The 16599-nt window shown below is 42.3% G+C and carries 17 protein-coding genes; 13 read left to right on the forward strand and 4 right to left on the reverse strand.

The window, feature by feature from the left end; genetic code table 11:
* The first annotated feature begins 100 nt into the window (after positions 1 to 100).
* The 7 genes from petA to IPL34_RS08190 all read left to right on the forward strand — a co-directional run bounded on the left by petA (position 101) and on the right by IPL34_RS08190 (position 5970).
* Entirely contained in the window at positions 101 to 703 is a 603-nt protein-coding gene (gene petA / locus IPL34_RS08160; RefSeq protein ID WP_296840425.1) for a ubiquinol-cytochrome c reductase iron-sulfur subunit, read from the forward strand.
* A complete protein-coding gene (locus IPL34_RS08165; RefSeq protein ID WP_296840427.1) occupies positions 703 to 2127 on the forward strand; it encodes a cytochrome b N-terminal domain-containing protein in 1425 nt (474 codons plus the stop codon). The genes petA and IPL34_RS08165 overlap by 1 nt, the downstream gene beginning before the upstream one ends.
* 12 nt (positions 2128 to 2139) lie before the next feature.
* On the forward strand, positions 2140 to 2919 hold the full coding sequence (locus IPL34_RS08170; protein WP_296840428.1) for a cytochrome c1: 780 nt from the start codon (positions 2140 to 2142) through the stop codon (positions 2917 to 2919).
* 111 nt (positions 2920 to 3030) lie between these two features.
* On the forward strand, positions 3031 to 3630 hold the full coding sequence (locus IPL34_RS08175) for a glutathione S-transferase N-terminal domain-containing protein (RefSeq protein ID WP_366931095.1): 600 nt from the start codon (positions 3031 to 3033) through the stop codon (positions 3628 to 3630).
* Entirely contained in the window at positions 3627 to 4103 is a 477-nt protein-coding gene (locus IPL34_RS08180) for a ClpXP protease specificity-enhancing factor (RefSeq protein ID WP_296840432.1), read from the forward strand. The genes IPL34_RS08175 and IPL34_RS08180 overlap by 4 nt, the downstream gene beginning before the upstream one ends.
* A 3-nt stretch (positions 4104 to 4106) precedes the next feature.
* Entirely contained in the window at positions 4107 to 4595 is a 489-nt protein-coding gene (folA, locus tag IPL34_RS08185; protein WP_366931028.1) for a type 3 dihydrofolate reductase, read from the forward strand.
* Between the two features lie 28 nt (positions 4596 to 4623).
* Positions 4624 to 5970: a dihydroorotase gene (locus tag IPL34_RS08190; protein WP_296840435.1), complete on the forward strand. Its 1347-nt coding sequence runs from the start codon at positions 4624 to 4626 to the stop codon at positions 5968 to 5970.
* Between the two features lie 25 nt (positions 5971 to 5995).
* Here the strand turns inward: IPL34_RS08190 and IPL34_RS08195 are convergent, their stop codons facing one another.
* Positions 5996 to 6880 (reverse strand): formylglycine-generating enzyme family protein, encoded by an 885-nt coding sequence (locus IPL34_RS08195; RefSeq protein WP_296840438.1) that lies wholly within the window; start codon positions 6878 to 6880, stop codon positions 5996 to 5998.
* Positions 6881 to 7053: 173 nt separating this feature from the next.
* Between IPL34_RS08195 and IPL34_RS08200 the strand changes: the two genes are divergently transcribed.
* From IPL34_RS08200 to IPL34_RS08225, 6 genes are all read left to right on the forward strand, one after another.
* A complete protein-coding gene (locus IPL34_RS08200; protein ID WP_296840441.1) occupies positions 7054 to 7242 on the forward strand; it encodes a hypothetical protein in 189 nt (62 codons plus the stop codon).
* Between the two features lie 209 nt (positions 7243 to 7451).
* Positions 7452 to 8018, forward strand: coding sequence for a type IV pilus modification protein PilV (gene pilV, locus IPL34_RS08205; RefSeq protein ID WP_296840444.1), 567 nt, complete (start codon positions 7452 to 7454; stop codon positions 8016 to 8018).
* 1 nt (position 8019) lies between these two features.
* Complete coding sequence (locus IPL34_RS08210) at positions 8020 to 8880, forward strand: PilW family protein (protein WP_296840447.1); 861 nt, start codon at positions 8020 to 8022, stop codon at positions 8878 to 8880.
* Between the two features lie 3 nt (positions 8881 to 8883).
* The gene (locus IPL34_RS08215; RefSeq protein WP_296840450.1) at positions 8884 to 9372 is read left to right on the forward strand and encodes a PilX N-terminal domain-containing pilus assembly protein; all 489 of its coding nucleotides are present in this window, start codon (positions 8884 to 8886) and stop codon (positions 9370 to 9372) included.
* Between the two features lie 34 nt (positions 9373 to 9406).
* Positions 9407 to 9871 (forward strand): type IV pilin protein, encoded by a 465-nt coding sequence (locus tag IPL34_RS08220; RefSeq protein WP_296840453.1) that lies wholly within the window; start codon positions 9407 to 9409, stop codon positions 9869 to 9871.
* A gap of 45 nt (positions 9872 to 9916) precedes the next feature.
* A complete protein-coding gene (locus tag IPL34_RS08225; RefSeq protein ID WP_296840456.1) occupies positions 9917 to 13258 on the forward strand; it encodes a PilC/PilY family type IV pilus protein in 3342 nt (1113 codons plus the stop codon).
* 14 nt (positions 13259 to 13272) lie between these two features.
* Here the strand turns inward: IPL34_RS08225 and prmC are convergent, their stop codons facing one another.
* From prmC to hemA, 3 genes are read right to left on the reverse strand one after another with little or no spacing between them, the layout of a single operon-like run.
* Positions 13273 to 14130, reverse strand: a complete 858-nt coding sequence (prmC, locus tag IPL34_RS08230) for a peptide chain release factor N(5)-glutamine methyltransferase (RefSeq protein WP_296840458.1) — start codon at positions 14128 to 14130, stop codon at positions 13273 to 13275.
* Positions 14127 to 15209, reverse strand: coding sequence for a peptide chain release factor 1 (prfA, locus tag IPL34_RS08235; protein ID WP_296840461.1), 1083 nt, complete (start codon positions 15207 to 15209; stop codon positions 14127 to 14129). The genes prmC and prfA overlap by 4 nt, the downstream gene beginning before the upstream one ends.
* A 3-nt stretch (positions 15210 to 15212) precedes the next feature.
* Positions 15213 to 16493 carry a glutamyl-tRNA reductase gene (hemA, locus tag IPL34_RS08240; protein WP_296840464.1) on the reverse strand — a complete coding sequence of 427 codons (1281 nt, stop codon included), beginning with the start codon at positions 16491 to 16493 and terminating at the stop codon, positions 15213 to 15215.
* Between the last annotated feature and the right edge of the window lie 106 nt (positions 16494 to 16599).

Genomic DNA, 16599 nt, shown 5'->3' on the forward strand with positions numbered 1-16599 from the left:
CACCAGAGCCACCACATTATACAGATTTAGCTACTTGTTTAACTTAAATACGCGTTATACAGGGGCTTTTAGTTTTGATTATTTTTGGAGTGAGCTAACGATGGCAAATTCAGGAGTAGATAAAAGCCGCCGCCGCTTCCTTATCGCTGCCACTGGGGTAGTGGGAGGAGCTGGAACGGTTGCGCTTGCAGCTCCATTTCTTACGTCGATGTCTCCTAGTGCGCGTGCGCTTGCAGCCGGTGCACCTGTGGAGTTCAATCTAAGTAAGGTGGAGCCGGGTCAGCAGGTACGTGTGAAATGGCGTGGTAAACCTGTTTGGGTAGTAAACCGTACACCTGAAATGGTGCAAGGTTTAGCCTCTTTAAATGATAAGCTGAAAGATCCAGAGTCGATTATTCCTTCTCAGCAACCCGAATACGCAAAAAATCTCTATCGTTCACGTAAAGAGCAGTATTTGGTATTAGTAGGGATCTGTACGCATTTAGGATGTTCTCCTACTTATCGTCCAGAAGTTGCACCTGCTGATTTAGGGGCTGATTGGATTGGTGGTTGGTATTGCCCTTGCCACGGTTCACGCTTTGATTTAGCGGGTCGCGTGTATAAAAACGTTCCTGCTGGCAGCAATTTAGAAGTGCCCCCTTATTATTTCAAAGACGATAGTACTATTTTAATCGGCTTAAATGATGCTAAGGAGGCGGCATAATGGCAGATCGTCCCGCTCATAATTACAAAGGTTTTTTAGGTTGGGTAGAAGACCGCTTCCCTTTAATGGAAACGTGGAACTATCACTTAGCACAATACTATGCACCTAAAAACTTTAACTTTTGGTATTTCTTTGGCTCACTGGCTATTTTAGTGTTAGTGATTCAGATCGTTTCAGGTTTGTTCTTAGCTTTTAACTATAAGCCTGATGCTGCCTACGCCTTCGCTTCTGTTGAATACATTATGCGTGACGTGCCCGGTGGTTGGTTTATTCGTTATATGCACTCTACTGGTGCTTCCGCCTTTTTCGTCGTAGTTTACCTACATATGTTCCGTGCCTTAATTTACGGCTCCTATAAAGGTAAACGTGAGCTGATTTGGTTAATCGGTATGGCGATTTATGTGGTGCTGATGGCGACTGCATTCATGGGTTACTTATTACCTTGGGGACAAATGTCTTATTGGGGTGCACAAGTTATTATTAACTTATTCAACACCGTGCCCTATATCGGTAATGAATTATCGACTTGGATTCGCGGTGACTTCGTATTAGGTGATGCGACTCTAAACCGTTTCTTTGCTCTGCACTTCTTCTTACCCGCATTAATTTTACCTGCGCTAGTATTTGTGCACATTGTGGCTCTCCATGCGGTAGGTTCTAATAATCCTGACGGTGTTGAAGTCAAGCAAGGTCCTAAAGGTAATCTATGGAGTCCTAATGCACCGACTGATGGTATTCCTTTCCATCCTTATTACACCGTAAAAGATATTGTGGGTGTGGCGGTCTTCTTATTCTTCTTCTTTGCCATTGTGTTCTTTGCTCCAGAAATGGGGGGCTATTTCTTAGAAAAGCCTAACTTTGAACCAGCTAATGCGCTAAAAACACCTTTACATATTGCTCCGGTATGGTATTTCACACCGTTTTATACCGTATTACGTGCAGTGCCTGATCCTTGGTACGGTACTCTAGCGATGTTCTCGGCGATTATTGTATTGTTCCTATTACCTTGGTTAGATCAAAATCCAATTAAATCATGGCGCTATCGTAATCTGGCTCATAAAGCTAATTTACTGATTTTTGCTCTAGTATTCATCGTATTAGGTTGGATGGGTGTGGAAGCGGTGACCCCTGCTTTTAAAGAGCTAGGTACACGTATGACTGAGATTTACTTCTTATTCTTCGTGGTGATTTGGGTACATAGTCGTCCAGCGACCGTTAATTACTTAATGTGGTTTGGGATTTTATTAGGTTTGGTCGTGTTAATTGATTTATTGCGTTATAACGGCGATGTGCAAGAAGAGGCTCATCAAATTTTAGTTCAGTTTATTTGGCCTTTGGCTTATCTGACTATTACCTTGTTGTTGCCTGCCTTTATATCGAAGTGGAATCAGGAAAAGCCTGTTCCAGACCGTGTTACAGGTTAAGGAGTAGCCGTTATGAAAAAGCTTCTAGCAGGTCTTGTTTTATCAACTGCTGCTCTATTTAGCCAAGGGGTAATGGCCTCTGGTGATGTAGTTCCGTTAGAAAAAGCAGATATTGATGTCCATAATCAAGCCAGTTTGGCGCGGGGTGCTAAGTACTTCGTGAACTACTGTATGGGATGTCACTCATTAGCCTTCAGTCGTTATAACCGCCTTGCTCTGGATGCAGGTCTAACCGATCAGCAAGTCCAAGAAAACCTTATCTTTACCAGTGGTAAAGACGGTGAGATGAGTAAGATCGGTGACAATATGGTGAATGCCATGAGACCCGCCGATGTGGAAGAGGGTTTTGGTGCGGCTCCACCTGATTTGTCTTTGACCGGTCGGTTACGCGGTGGTGACTGGATTTATAGTTACTTAAAAGCGTTTTATGTTGATCCTACTCGTCCTATGGGGGTCAATAATACCGTTTTCCCTAATGTGGGTATGCCCCATGTGTTATGGGAATTACAAGGCTGGCAAAAGCTGGAAAAAAATTGTACCCCAGCCGCTGAAGGTCACGGTGAACACGGAGCGCAACATTGCACTGAGCATTTAGTTAGTCTAAATCCGGGTAAAATATCAGGTCCTGAATATAATCAGGTCGTGCGTGATATTACTAACTTCTTAGTGTACGTGGGTGAGCCTGCACAATTACACCGTAAAACCATTGGCGTCTTTGTCCTGTTGTTTATGGTGCTCTTTGGTATAGTGGCGTACTTCTTGAAGAAAGAATATTGGAAGGATGTTCATTAAGAGCAGTCTGGTATAACATAGTAGGCTACTTTGGTTAAATCCAAAGTAGCCTTTTTACTTTAGGTTGTAGGGAGTTTGTGAATGGCGTCGTTATCCAGTCGTCGGTCAGTTATGACATTATTTTCGTCACCTGACTCAGCGGATAGTCATCGTGTGCGTATTGTATTGGCTGAAAAAGATATAACTTATGATACTTTAAATTTAGGCCCTAACGATAAATCGGAAGACTTAGCCGAACTCAATCCTTATAACACTACTCCTACCTTGATTGATCGTGATCTAGTACTTTATGACGCCCGTATCATTATGGAGTACTTGGATGAGCGCTTTCCGCATCCACCGCTAATGCCTGTCGATCCTGTAACCCGTGCTCATTCCCGCCTAGCCTTATATCGGATTGAGCGTGATTGGTTTTCATTAGTGCAGGATATTGAACATGGTGATCAACAAGAAGCGGCTCAAGCACGTAAAATTTTACGTGAGAGTGTGCTGTCTGCGGTCGAAGTGTTTGCTATTAAACCTTATTTCTTAAGTGATGAATTTTCATTAGTGGATTGCACCATTGCCCCGATTTTATGGCGTTTGCCTAAATACGGCATTGATGTACCTGAAAAACAAGCTAAGCCAATTTTACGGTATATGGATCGAGTTTTTTCACGCGATGCGTTCCAACAATCGCTTAGCAAAATTGAAAAGTCGATACGCCCATGAGTACGCATAATTCTCCCACTGAACCGGCTATGAGTCCTAAACGTCCTTATTTATTGCGGGCGTTCTACGAGTGGATTGTTGATAATGGGTTAACGCCCCATGTTTTAGTCGATGCGACTTATGAAAATGTAGTCGTTCCCCGTCAATATGTAAAAAACGGTAGCATTGTACTTAATATTAGTCCGGGGGCTGTACATGCGCTGCATATGGATAATGATGCAGTGACCTTTAGTGCACGTTTCAATGGGGCTTCGTTTTCTGTTTATTTACCCATGCCAGCCTTAAAAGCGATTTATGCTCGTGAAAACCAACAGGGTGCAAGCTTTTACGACTCCGAATACGGTATGGAAGAGCCTGCTAAAGCTAAAGAAAGTGCTACTGAGCGCCTAGAAGTGGTAGAGGGGCATAAAACTGAGGATAGTAATGATCCTACACCACCTCGTACTCGCCCTAATTTACGGGTAGTGAAGTAACGTATGCTGCTTTCGCTCATTGTCGCGATGACCCCTGAGCGCGTAATAGGTCTACAAGGCAAAATGCCTTGGCACGTATCCGCCGATTTACGATGGTTTAAGGAAAATACCCTCCACAAACCGGTTATTATGGGTAGAACTACGTGGGATGCGATTGGTCGCCCTTTACCTCAACGGCATAATATCGTGATCACTCGTCAAGCCAAGCTAGAGTTAGCAGGCGCTACAGTCGTTCATTCATTAGAGCAGGCTTTAGCACAGGTGGTAGATGAGCCGGAGGTGATGATTATTGGTGGAGGGCAGCTCTATAGCCAAGCATTGCCGTTAGCTCAGCGTTTATATCTTACTACCATTCATACCCACACTCAGGGTGATACCTATTTTCCAGTAATTAATCCTCAAGAATGGGTTTCCCAATTCAGTCTTTATTGTCCAGCCCTAAATGAGCAATCATTAGCATGCTCATTCGCTATTTTAGAGCGTCTACCCTAATCCTACCCCAACGCATAGAGTGCATGATATGGCCTCGATACTCATCCTGAACGCCAATATTGTCAATGAAGGTCTCATTATTCAAGGCGATGTTTATATTAATAATCAACGTATTGAGAAAATCGGCGCTAATTTAGCACACTATGGGGCGGATCAGACGATTGATGCAGCAGGGCGCTTTTTAATGCCCGGTATGATTGATAGCCATGTGCATTTTCGGGAGCCGGGTTTAACCTACAAAGGTAATTTAGCCAGTGAAAGTCGCGCTGCTATAGCAGGGGGTATTACTAGCGTACTCGATATGCCTAATACAGTACCTTATGTCCTAAGTGCTGAGGATATTATGGGTAAAAAGGCTTTAGCACAGGGGCAGTGTTGGACTAATTATGGCTTCTACCTAGGGGCGTCTAATGACAATTTAGAGGCTATTAAAGCGATTGACCCTAGTCTTGCTTGTGGTATTAAGATTTTAACGGGTACACCTCATCAAAATCAGTTTTGGGTGGATGATCCAGATCGTTTAGCGCTAATTTTTCAACACGCTCCACTCTTAGTGGCAATGCACTGCGAAGATATGCCGACCATTTTAGAAAATGAAGAAAGCTATCGCAGTATTTATGGTGATGCTATCCCTATGGACTTGCATCCCTTGATTAGGAGCGAGGATGCTTGTTATAAGTCATCTTCCGTAGTGGTAGATTTAGCCCGCTCTTTAAAAACCCGTCTCCATGTTTTACAAATCTCAAGCGCTAAAGAATTAGAACTGTTTGACACGGGATCTAGTGCTGACAAGCTCATTACCGCCGATACCTGCGCCCATTATTTGCAGTTTAGTAATGAGGATTACGCATTGAGGGGGAGCTTAATCAAATGCGATCCTGCTATTAAAACAGCAGCCGATCGTGCAGGTTTAATTCAAGGATTATTAGAACAACGCCTAGACTGCATCAGCTCAGGGCATGCCCCGCATGCTTGGGATGAAAAAAACCAAGGTAGTTATTTTAATATTCCTTCAGGCTTTCCAACGGTACAGCATGCCTTGCCCTCTTTATTAGAGGGCTTTCATGAGGGGCTATTTAGTTTAGAAGGGATTGTAGATAACACCAGTCACACAGTCGCGCATTTATTTCAGCTTAAAGAGCGCGGTTTTATTCGAGAAGGTTATTGGGCGGATTTAATTCTAGTGGATATTAGTAAGCCTTGGGTAGCTGAGCATGAGAACAGTTATTATAAATGCGCTTGGACTGCTCATTTTGGCATGGAGTTTAGAAGTACCATTGATGCAACGATTGTCAATGGCACTTTAGTTTGGTACGAGGGGCAATTCATGCCCACTAATGCGCTGGGGCTAGCATTGGAGTTTAGCCGTGCTTAATTATGGTCAGCTCAGTTATATCAACTCACTCTAAATCACGCACTAAGCGAAAGCCTAAATTAGTATCTAACTCATCAAAGTAACGCTTTTTGCGTGCGGCACTGCGGGCATGTGCTGCTCCATCAAACCACGAGCCTCCTTTAGTCACATACCAGTGTGGATCAGCGGTTTTCGAGGGAGAGCCATCACGGTTAGCATTTAAATGTGATCGAGTCCAGTGCGAGCTGGTAAATTCCCAGACATTGCCATGCATATCATACACATTCCACGTATTAGGCTCGCGGATGCCTACTTCACTGGGTTTTACACTGACCATGCAGCGTGGCAAATACCAGCGTTGCTTATTTTTGCTTTCTTCATAAGGGAAGTTGGGATTAAAGTGTACTTCTTTACAACTCACGCTCTCCCCAAAGAAAAACGGGGTTTGCGTTCCGGCACGCGCCACATATTCCCATTCGGGTTCAGTGGGTAAGCGATATTTAATGCCAGTGCGAAATTGTAGCCACTCTAAATACAAGCGAATATCCTCAAGGCGAATATTAACCACAGGATAGTTACCGCTATACCATAATAATTCAGGGCGCAAAAACCACCCCGTTTCCTGTTTAAACTGCTCGAACTCTGCGCCTGTTACAGGAAACTGACCTATGGCAAAAGGCTGAGCTAAGTTAACCGTATGCACCGGAGCTTCGTGAGGTTGATGACCATGCTCGTCATCACTAGAACCCATTTCAAATAAGCCAGCCGGAATAACCACCATCAAAGGAGCATAGCCTGAGCCGTCACGAAAGGGATCTCTAAATACCGGATCTAAGCCATAAGCTTGAGCGGTCTCATATTGTAAGGCTCTGAAATGATCGGTAGAGATAGAGGGATAAGTATGAGTATTAGAGAAGGCTAGATGAGTCATCTTATGCACTAAACCTTAAATCTTAGCTATTGAGTATCATATGAAGCGAGGTGCAATTGTACCACTAACTGACGATGTTGAATCTATCACTTTTTTTCGGGTAACTATTCACAAGTAATTTGCCCGTGCATCATCTATATTTGATGGAAATATAGTCTACTGGGGAAGACAAGATGATGCAAAGTGCACAACAGCCTACTACTTATGTTCATGAGAGTAGCTATAAGATGACTCAACGTTTGATTGAGGGTTTGATGCTTTATCGCAATGAGTTAGGTGAATTAGGTCAACGCCTTGAGTTATTAATTCGTTGTGAGCGTGTGCTACGTTCTGATCAGGCTTTTTTAGAGCGTGTGCATTAGGTTAGTTTTGTGCACCGCACTTTTATAACAATAACTAATGATAAATGGTGAGGATTTTGAGCTTTGCTCCGTTTATAAGTGGAAATTAGCCTTTTAACGCTAATGTGATAGGCTGGTCTAGTAATTAATGATTAATATAACTTATATGCAGCCGCTAGATCTTTAAGAGCTAGCTATTGGTCTTATCACTCTAATAATAACGACATCCTATGTATGCTAATCATGGTCAACAGCAAGGTTTTAGCCTGCTTGAAGTGCTCATTGCCGTATTGATTTTATCGATTGGTTTAATGGGATTAGCCAGTATGCAGGTGGCTAACCTCAAGGTCATTCATAATTCTAGTCAAAAACAACAAGCTACTTTGTTGCTCAATGATTTAGCTGCACGGGTACGCAATAACTTTATTGGTGCTAAAGCCGGTCAGTATGTCACCAACCTTGTTAGTTGCGATACCGCACCCTCTAATACTTGCCGTAGTGCCAGTTGTACCCCTAGTGAAATAGCAGCGCTAGATCTGTACCAAGTCATGTGTGGAGCAGGATCGGGTAGTGTTGGTATTAAAAGCTCACTCACTAAGGGTAAATTAGTGATTACTTGTGTTGGGGGTTGTAGCGAAGCTTTGAATCTGAGTATTCAATGGCAGGAGCGTATTAATAAGAAAAATGATGTCAATACCTCTAACAATGAAGATGATGACGCAGAGCATGATTCTCAGCAGGGCAGCGAGTTTAAGCCCTTTGAGCTATCCATGCAGATTGTGGTAAGGAGTTTGTGAGATGTTGACAGCGCAATCGAGACAAGCAGGCTTATCCTTTATTGAGTTATTAATTAGTATGGTAATTGGCATTGTGCTATTAGGGGGTATGCTAACCGTTTATATGGCAGGTAAACGTAGTTATAGCGACGGCGAACAATTAACAATGATGGATGAAAGTGCCCGTAATGCCATCGATATTTTAAAGCGTCATTTAGAGCATGCGGGTTATGCCTCTGTCACAGGAGTTCCGGTTACAGATTATGTGCTAACTCCTAACACGCTCATTGTTGGCAAAAGTGTGAATAGTTCTAATAATGTACAAAAAAGTGCTGATGGTTCAGGCAGTGGTGGCGATATAGTAGGAATACGTTTTAAAGCAGATAGTCGTATCCATACTGATTGCGCCGAAAATAACTTAGAAAACAATTTGATCTGTACCGGTTTAGTTGAGAATGAAGTATGTGCTCCGATATTATCAGAAACTGATAGTTTAATTTATAATAGTTTCTTAGTTAAAGTTAATGATGAAAAAAACACAGTGGGTGACAAAATTCCCCTTTTATATTGCCAAGGCTCCTTAGGTCCATCAGTATCAGTAGTACAAAATATCGAGAATATGCAGGTTAATTATGGCGTCGATACTAATAATGATAAAGTGGCAGACCGCTATTTAACTGCTACTCAGCTTAATACCGAAGGACTATGGAATAAGATCATCAGTATTCAAGTCGCGCTTTTAGTACGCTCTCGTGACCCCTTTTATAGCAGCGCTAAGCAAGAAAGCTTTACTTTACTAGATAAAACGCTTTCTAGTTTTAATGATCGTTATCGGCGTGCTGTTTACACCACTACTATTCGCTTAAGAAATCTTGAGGGTTAGTTTATGTCTCTAGGCTCAAGTTCCTATATCAAACAACAAGGCTCCGTTTTAATGTGGGGTTTAGTCATTTTACTGGTAATGACTGTATTAGGTATTGCCGGAGCTAAAATGGCTACTACCGATGTAAAAATTGCAGGTAATGAAATATTTCGTGTTTTGTCTTATCAAGCAGCAGAATCTACCATAGAGCGCTCCACGGATCTATTTTTCCAAAATAAGGCAGCAGAGTCTGCGACTAAATCCGATATTATTGGTCCTTTTACAGATGAGGCTTTAGGTGGTGTTGTAGAATCTAAAGCTAAAGTATTAATGAGTAAAAAAGTCACTTGTGGGCAATTAAATGATTTAGCCATGAGTGTGGCCATGAGCGCCGATGATTATGATTGTCGCCTCTTTGATATTGAAGTTGAAGCTAGAGTGGCAGGAACCAGTGCTAAAAGTACTCATGCTTTAGGTGTTATGCGTTTTATTCCCGCTTCGGCTAATCAATAATATTAACTCTAGAATAATAATGAATAGGTGTTGAATGAAAAATTTACGCTCCCAACAAGGTTTTACTTTGATAGAGTTAATGGTGGTATTGTTAATTGTAGCTATCATTGCTGCTTTTGCCTACCCTAGCTATATTAGTAGCGTACAGAAATCTCGGCGTACCGATGCGATTACCAGCTTAAATGAAATTATGCATTTACAAGAAGAGTATTTTATTCGTAATCGAAGTTATGCTAAAGACTTAACACAACTAGGCTATAGTGCTAATACTATCGATAGTGCTAATAAAGATTATGCGATTACTATGACAGTTGAGCCAAGCGCTTGCTCTGGGAATAATACGCAAACGTGTGAGGCATTTGAGATTAGCGCTCAACCTAAAAGTACTTCCACTCAAGCTAAAGATGACACCTGTCAGGTGATGAGTATTAATAGTCGTGGTTTGAAAAAGTCCCAAAATAAAGAAGATGAAACCTCAACGGCTAGTTGTTGGCGTTAAGTTTAAAACTCAATAGCTAAAATAATAATTTTAAAAGGTAATAGTATGAAAAAGCGGTTTGCTGTTAAATTATTAGCAGGCAGTTTAGGAATACTTTGGGGGTTATTAGTTAATACTACACTAGCAGACCCTACTGAAATATTTTTGAGTAATGCTGCCCAAAATGATGCCGCCAATGTATTATTTGTCTTAGATAACTCTGGCAGTATGTTATTAGATGCAGGCGGTAAAACTCGCATGCAGGTAATGCAAGAGTCTTTACAATTAGCCCTTAAAAAAGCATCAGCGGATGTTAATGTCGGGCTTATGCGCTTTGGTGGCAATGGCGTTTATAATAAAGCCAATGGTGTTTCTTTTCCTATTAGCCCTATAGATGCCGAAGCTTACGCTATTGTTAAGGATTATCAAGCGCTTGATAACTTGCCTGATGCCACGGCGGGTGTACCAGTGCGTGACTATTTAGCTACTATTGCTAATTCATGGGTAGAGTTTAATGGTACTCCTTTAGTCGATGCTTTATATGAGGCAGTATTATATTTTAGGGGTATGACACCTAATGCAGGTTTTTTACCCCCTGCTGCATTAAGAGCTGCTCATCCCACCACGTATACAGGCGCTATTAATGCTTGCACTACCACTGAAAGCGTTTGGTGTTTAAATGAACGTGGTGGCTGCCCGGATACTAAAGATAATTGTAGTTTATATACCTATCAGGGTTTACCGCTAAGTATGTGTTTAACCTCTGAGTGTACCGCTGGAAGTGGTTTTGCTACTTATAAATCGCCTATTACTGAGGTCTGTCAAAAGAATTTTATTGTGCTAATGACGGATGGTGAACCCTCAGAAAATGCAGTTAAAGATAAAATCAAAACGGATATATTTAATAATACTCAAACCTGCCAGACTTCTACTGACTTTTTTGGTATGGGGGAGTGTGGTCCTGAATTGACTCAATATTTAGCGGCTAATGATCAATCTGCTAGTATTGCTGGTACACAGGGTATTGAGACCTTCACTATTGGATTTGGTTTAGAGAATAATGCAGCTGCACAAAGTTATTTGCAGTCCTTAGCCTCGCCGGGTGGCGCATTTTATCAGGCGAGTAATGCTGAGCAATTAACTGAAGCTTTCCAAAGCATTATTCGGGAAGCTGAAAAACAATCTTTATCTGTCAGTGCACCAGCCTATACCTTAAGCTCTTCTAATCATTTGGCTAATGGTGATGAAGTGTTTATTCCAGTATTTGATAGTACTACTAAACCCTTATGGAGTGGTAATTTACGTAAGTTTAAATTACTCGAAGTAGAGGAAAATGGTATCCGAGAAACTAAAGTAGTAGGAAAAAATAATGTTATTGCTTTAGATGATGCAGGTGATGGTCGGTTTGAAGATAATGCTCAAGACTTATGGAGTACTGAGCCTAGTGGTAATAATGTAACTATAGGTGGAGCGGCTAGTTTATTAGATCCAGCAGAGCGTAAATTATGGACTGATTTAGGTGATACAGGTTTATCGGCTTTAGATAATACTAATGGTTTAATCACAACTAGCTTGTTGTCGCGTAATTATAATACTCAGACCAGTTTAGGTAATTTAGGGGGTCTCAGTGTTCTAAATTTGATTTCTCTAATGAATTCTAATACGTGGTGGTATGACTGTAGCGGTCAATATCGGGTTGGTTTACCGCTAGGGGGGCTAAGTGAGCTCATTACTTTAACTACTTGTACTAAAACGATTGATGAGGCGACTCGCACTAAATACTTAAAGTTTATAAGAGGCTACGCTAAAACTGTTGCAGGTGAAATCTCGGATTTACCCCGTAAACATATTGGCGATATTCTACACTCTAAACCAGTAGTATATAACTATGCTAGTGGAGAGCGTACCGTTTTTGTAGGCTCTAATGAAGGTTTTCTACATGCTTTTAATGCTGATACTGGTGTAGAGCGTTGGGCTTTTATGCCGAATAGTTTGTTAAAAAATATTGGAGTATTTTTTGATAATAATGAAAAGCTCAAACACGTTTATGGTGTGGATGGTCAAATTCGTATTTGGGTGAATGATGTCAATAAAGACGGTACTATTGGGCAGGGAGAGGGAATCTATATTATTTTTGGTTTAGGGCGTGGGGGGAGTCACTATTATATGTTAGATGTGACTAATCCTAATACTCCCGCGTTAAAATGGCATATTGATAATACCCAAGCTGATTTTGCTAATTTAGGCGAGACTTGGAGTAAGCCTGCCTTAGCAACGATGAAAGTAAAAGCACGCAATACAAATACAGGTACTAATACTAATACGCTCAGTTATACACCGGTCTTAGTATTTGGTGCGGGTTATGACGCGAATAAGGATGAGCAGGATATTACGCAACGTGCCCCGGATACTAAAGGTTTGGATGTATATATTATCGATGCACTAGAAGGGAAACTATTGTGGTCTTTAAAAAATAATGGTGGAACTATTTTACAGCATAGTGTAGCGGGCGATATTCGTGTCTTAGATATGGATCGAGACGGTTCTTTAGATAGGCTTTATTTTGCGGATACTGGAGGGTATGTGTGGCGTGCTGATATTGCTACCACAGATTCTGGTTCTTATACCTCACAAGTGTCTAAATTAGCTGATTTAGGTGGTAATACCCAAGGGGTGAGTCGACGCATGTTTTTTGCTGAGCCAGATGTCGCTTTGCAAATTAGTAATGGCGCACCCGTGCTGACTATAGCTTTGGGTAGTGGTTATAAAATGCATCCTTTAAGTACGGCAATAGCAGATCGTTTTTACGTGTTAAAAGATGATTATGTCTACACTGCGCGTCCAAGCAGTGCGCCTATTCTCAAAGAAGATGTTAATGTTATGCCGCAAACTAGCCTACAAAGTGAGTCATTTTTAGAAAGTGACTATAAAGGGTGGTATATACCTTTAGCTTTTAATGGTGAAAAAAGTGTATCGAAGGCATTGACCTTTATGGGAAAAATTATTTTCTCTACCTTTGCCTTAACCGATCAAGACGGTGTACCTAGTGTAAGTGACGGCTGTTCTAAAATTACGACCACTTCACGCGTTTATGTGTTGGATTTAATGACAGGGGATGCGGTATCTGATTTAAACCGTGATGGAGCGGGTGCAGATAAGTTTTTAGTGATTACGAATGGCGATATATTAGAGTCACCCCAACTGGTCTTTAAAACCCCTACCGCAGCCGATGGTAGTGCTTGTAAGCAAGGAGATTGTCAGCAATTAGTCGAAGTGCGGGTCGGTAAATTAAATCTGCCTCTTTTAGATAAAAATAACACCTCTAATACATCACTGTTAGATAGTGTGGATTTATCCAAAATTGCCCCGCGCATGTATTGGCTAAATAAAGACGTTTCGCCTCAGTAAGCGACGCTTCTTACTTAATCAAGGACATGACCGAGGGTAACTCGATCATGTCCGGCTAAATCCTGCTTTGTGGCAATAGCTGTAAATCCAGCTTGAGCAAATAATTGGCGTACCGCTAAACCTTGATCATAGCCGTGTTCAACTAATAACCAGCCTTGCTTCGTTAAATAATCAGGTGCTTGTTGAACAATAACCCTTAAATCATTCAAACCATCATGACCTGCGGTGAGAGCTGTTAAGGGTTCAAAGCGTACATCCCCTTGTTTTAGATGTTGATCGCCTTCTGCTATATAGGGCGGATTAGACACGATCACATCAAATACAGGGTGAGCAGTGTTGGCTAAGTTAGTAAACCAGTTTGATTGTATGAATTGAATATTAGTCAATTGATAGCGCTCAGCGTTGAGCTTAGCTATTTGTAACGCTGACAAGCTTTGATCAATAGCCATAATTTGCGCCTGAGGGCGTTCACTAGCCAATGCTAGAGCAATCGCCCCCGTTCCAGTACCCAAATCTAAGATATTACAAGTTTGATTAGGCGGGATGCGTTCTAAAGCTAACTCAACTAATAATTCAGTTTCTGGGCGTGGAATTAAAGTATCAGGTGTGACACTGAGTTCTAAGGTCCAAAATTCGCGTTTACCGATTAGATGCGCAATCGGTCTGCCTTGGAGACGTTGCGCTACCAAGGTCTGAAAAGCATTATTTTGTGCATCGTCTAAGGTCTTTTCAGGCCACGTAAATAAATAGCTACGTGGCTTTTGTAACACATGAGCGAGCAGTAATTCTGCCTCTAAACAGGCACTGTCTTCTTGAGTAGTCAGTACTCCGATAGCCCATTGCAAGGCTTGCTTGAGGCTTAAATGGCTCATGCTTCATCAGCAAGTAGCGCTAATTGATCAGCTTGATACTCATTGACTAAGGGTTCAATCACATCATCCAGATAGCCCGCCATCACATCATCGAGCTTATATAGGGTGAGGTTGATACGGTGATCGGTTACACGCCCTTGCGGGAAGTTATAGGTACGGATACGTTCAGAGCGGTCTCCAGATCCTACTAGATTGCGGCGTGTTTCAGCTTGCTCAGCGGCTTGCTTTTGACGATCACGCTCTAGTAGCCGCGCTTGCAATAGCGACATAGCACGCGCGCGGTTTTTGTGTTGTGAGCGCTCATCTTGACATTCCACCACTAATCCCGAAGGTAAGTGCGTAATCCGAATCGCTGAATCGGTTTTATTAACGTGTTGTCCCCCCGCGCCTGAAGCTCGATAGGTATCCACTTTTAAATCGGCGGGATTAATATCTTGCGCTTCGACCTCATCAATCTCTGGCAGAATGGCCACCGTAGCCGCTGAAGTATGCACCCGCCCTTGAGATTCGGTTTCGGGCACACGTTGAACGCGATGTGCACCCGACTCGAATTTCAAACGTGAATAAGCCCCCGTGCCAATTAAACGCGCAATGACTTCACGATAGCCCCCGTGTTCACCTTCATTACTACTGACAACCTCAACTTGCCAGCGTCTTTGTTCAGCATAGCGCGAGTACATCCTAAATAGATCACCCGCAAAGATCGCCGCTTCATCGCCACCCGTGCCCGCACGAATTTCCAGGAATACGTTACTATGGTCATGAGGATCGGTCGGTAGTAATAAGCGCTGTAATTCTAATTCTTGTGGGGCAATACGCTCTTTAGCCGCATTGAGTTCCTCATATGCCATTTCGCGCATTTCAGGATCATCGATCATCTCTTTAGCCGTTTCGATGTCTTCTAAGGTTTGTTGATAGCTACGAAACGCTAGCGCTACTGGCTCTAATTGCGCATATTCAATGGAGAGTTTGCGAAATTGTTGTTGATCATTAATAACATCAGCCTCACCTAATAACAAGGCAATCTCAAGGTAACGCTCGTTAAGGCTTTCGAGCTTGTGCAAAATAGAATCTTTCACGATTTAATCACGATCAGTTAAATTGAATAGCTTGCGTGCGTATTCGAGTTGAGCATAATCCCCAAAGCGTGCCGCTTGGTTGAGGGCTTGAGTAGGGGCGTGCGTTAATTTATTAGTGAGAGTATGGGCTAAATAGTCCAGTACTTCATCAGCAGGGTGCTGATTATCCAACATATGCTTAGCTTTCGATAATACTTCTTGACGAATCAAGTCATTTTGTTGGCGATAATGGCGAATCAGTTGCATGTGCTGCTGAGCACGTAACCATTCAGCAAAAGTATTTACCTCGGTAATCACCATTTCTTCGGCTTGAGACGCTGCTTCACGGCGTGATTGTAGGTTTTCTTCAATCACTGATTGCAGATCGTCAACGGTATAAAGATAAATATCGTCTAACTCACTCACTTCTGGCTCTATGTCGCGGGGTACGGCTATATCCACCATAAAAATGGGGCGGTGCTTACGTTGTTTGAGGGCGCGTTCTACCATGCCCTTACCGATAATAGGTAGCGGTGCAGCGGTAGAGGAAATGACTATATCGGCTTTAGGTAAGTAATCCGCAATAGCCGTTAAAGGAATAGCAGTACCCTGAAATTGCTCAGCTAGGGCTTGTGCTTTATTAACGCTACGATTAGCGATAATGACGTTACCGATATTATTAGCCACTAGATGTTTGCCCACTAATTCAATCGTTTCACCTGCACCCACCAATAGAGCGGTTTGGCGTTCAAAATGGCTAAAAATTTGCTTGGCTAAACTCACCGCTGCAAAGGCGACCGAGACTGGATTAGCGCCAATATTGGTTTGAGTACGGACTTTTTTGGCGGTGGTAAAAGCGTGTTGTAATAAGCGATTGAGTTGATTGCCTGTGGTTTGCGCTTGATGTGCTGTTTTGAGTGCGTCTTTTAATTGCCCTAAAATCTGTGGTTCGCCTAAAATTAAAGAGTCTAAGCCACATGCCACTCGTAAGGTATGTTGTACCGCTTGTTCAGTTTCGTAGGTATAAAGATAGGGTTTGAGTTCATGTATAGCAATCCCATGAAAGTGAGCAAACCATTGCGTAACTGCCTTGATTTGATCGGGATACAGTACCACGATATACAGTTCAGTCCGATTACAAGTGGAGAGGATTAAACTTTCCGCCGTGAGGAGTCGGGTTTCCTGTAGTGCTTGTTGTAAACGCTCAGGGGTAAAAGCGACACGTTCACGTAATTGCACGGGAGCTGTTTTATGGTTGACGCCGATCACAAAAATAGTCATGGAAGCAGAGGCACTTTGGTACATTTAATTTTCCGAAGCGCCGATTTTCTGCTACGTTATACACGATTACAAGGCAATTCGTTGTGCTATACCCTTAAAGTATTAATATATCTAAACATTTGGGTGTCAC

It is taken from the genome of Thiofilum sp., assembly GCF_016711335.1.
Lineage (GTDB): Bacteria > Pseudomonadota > Gammaproteobacteria > Thiotrichales > Thiotrichaceae > Thiofilum.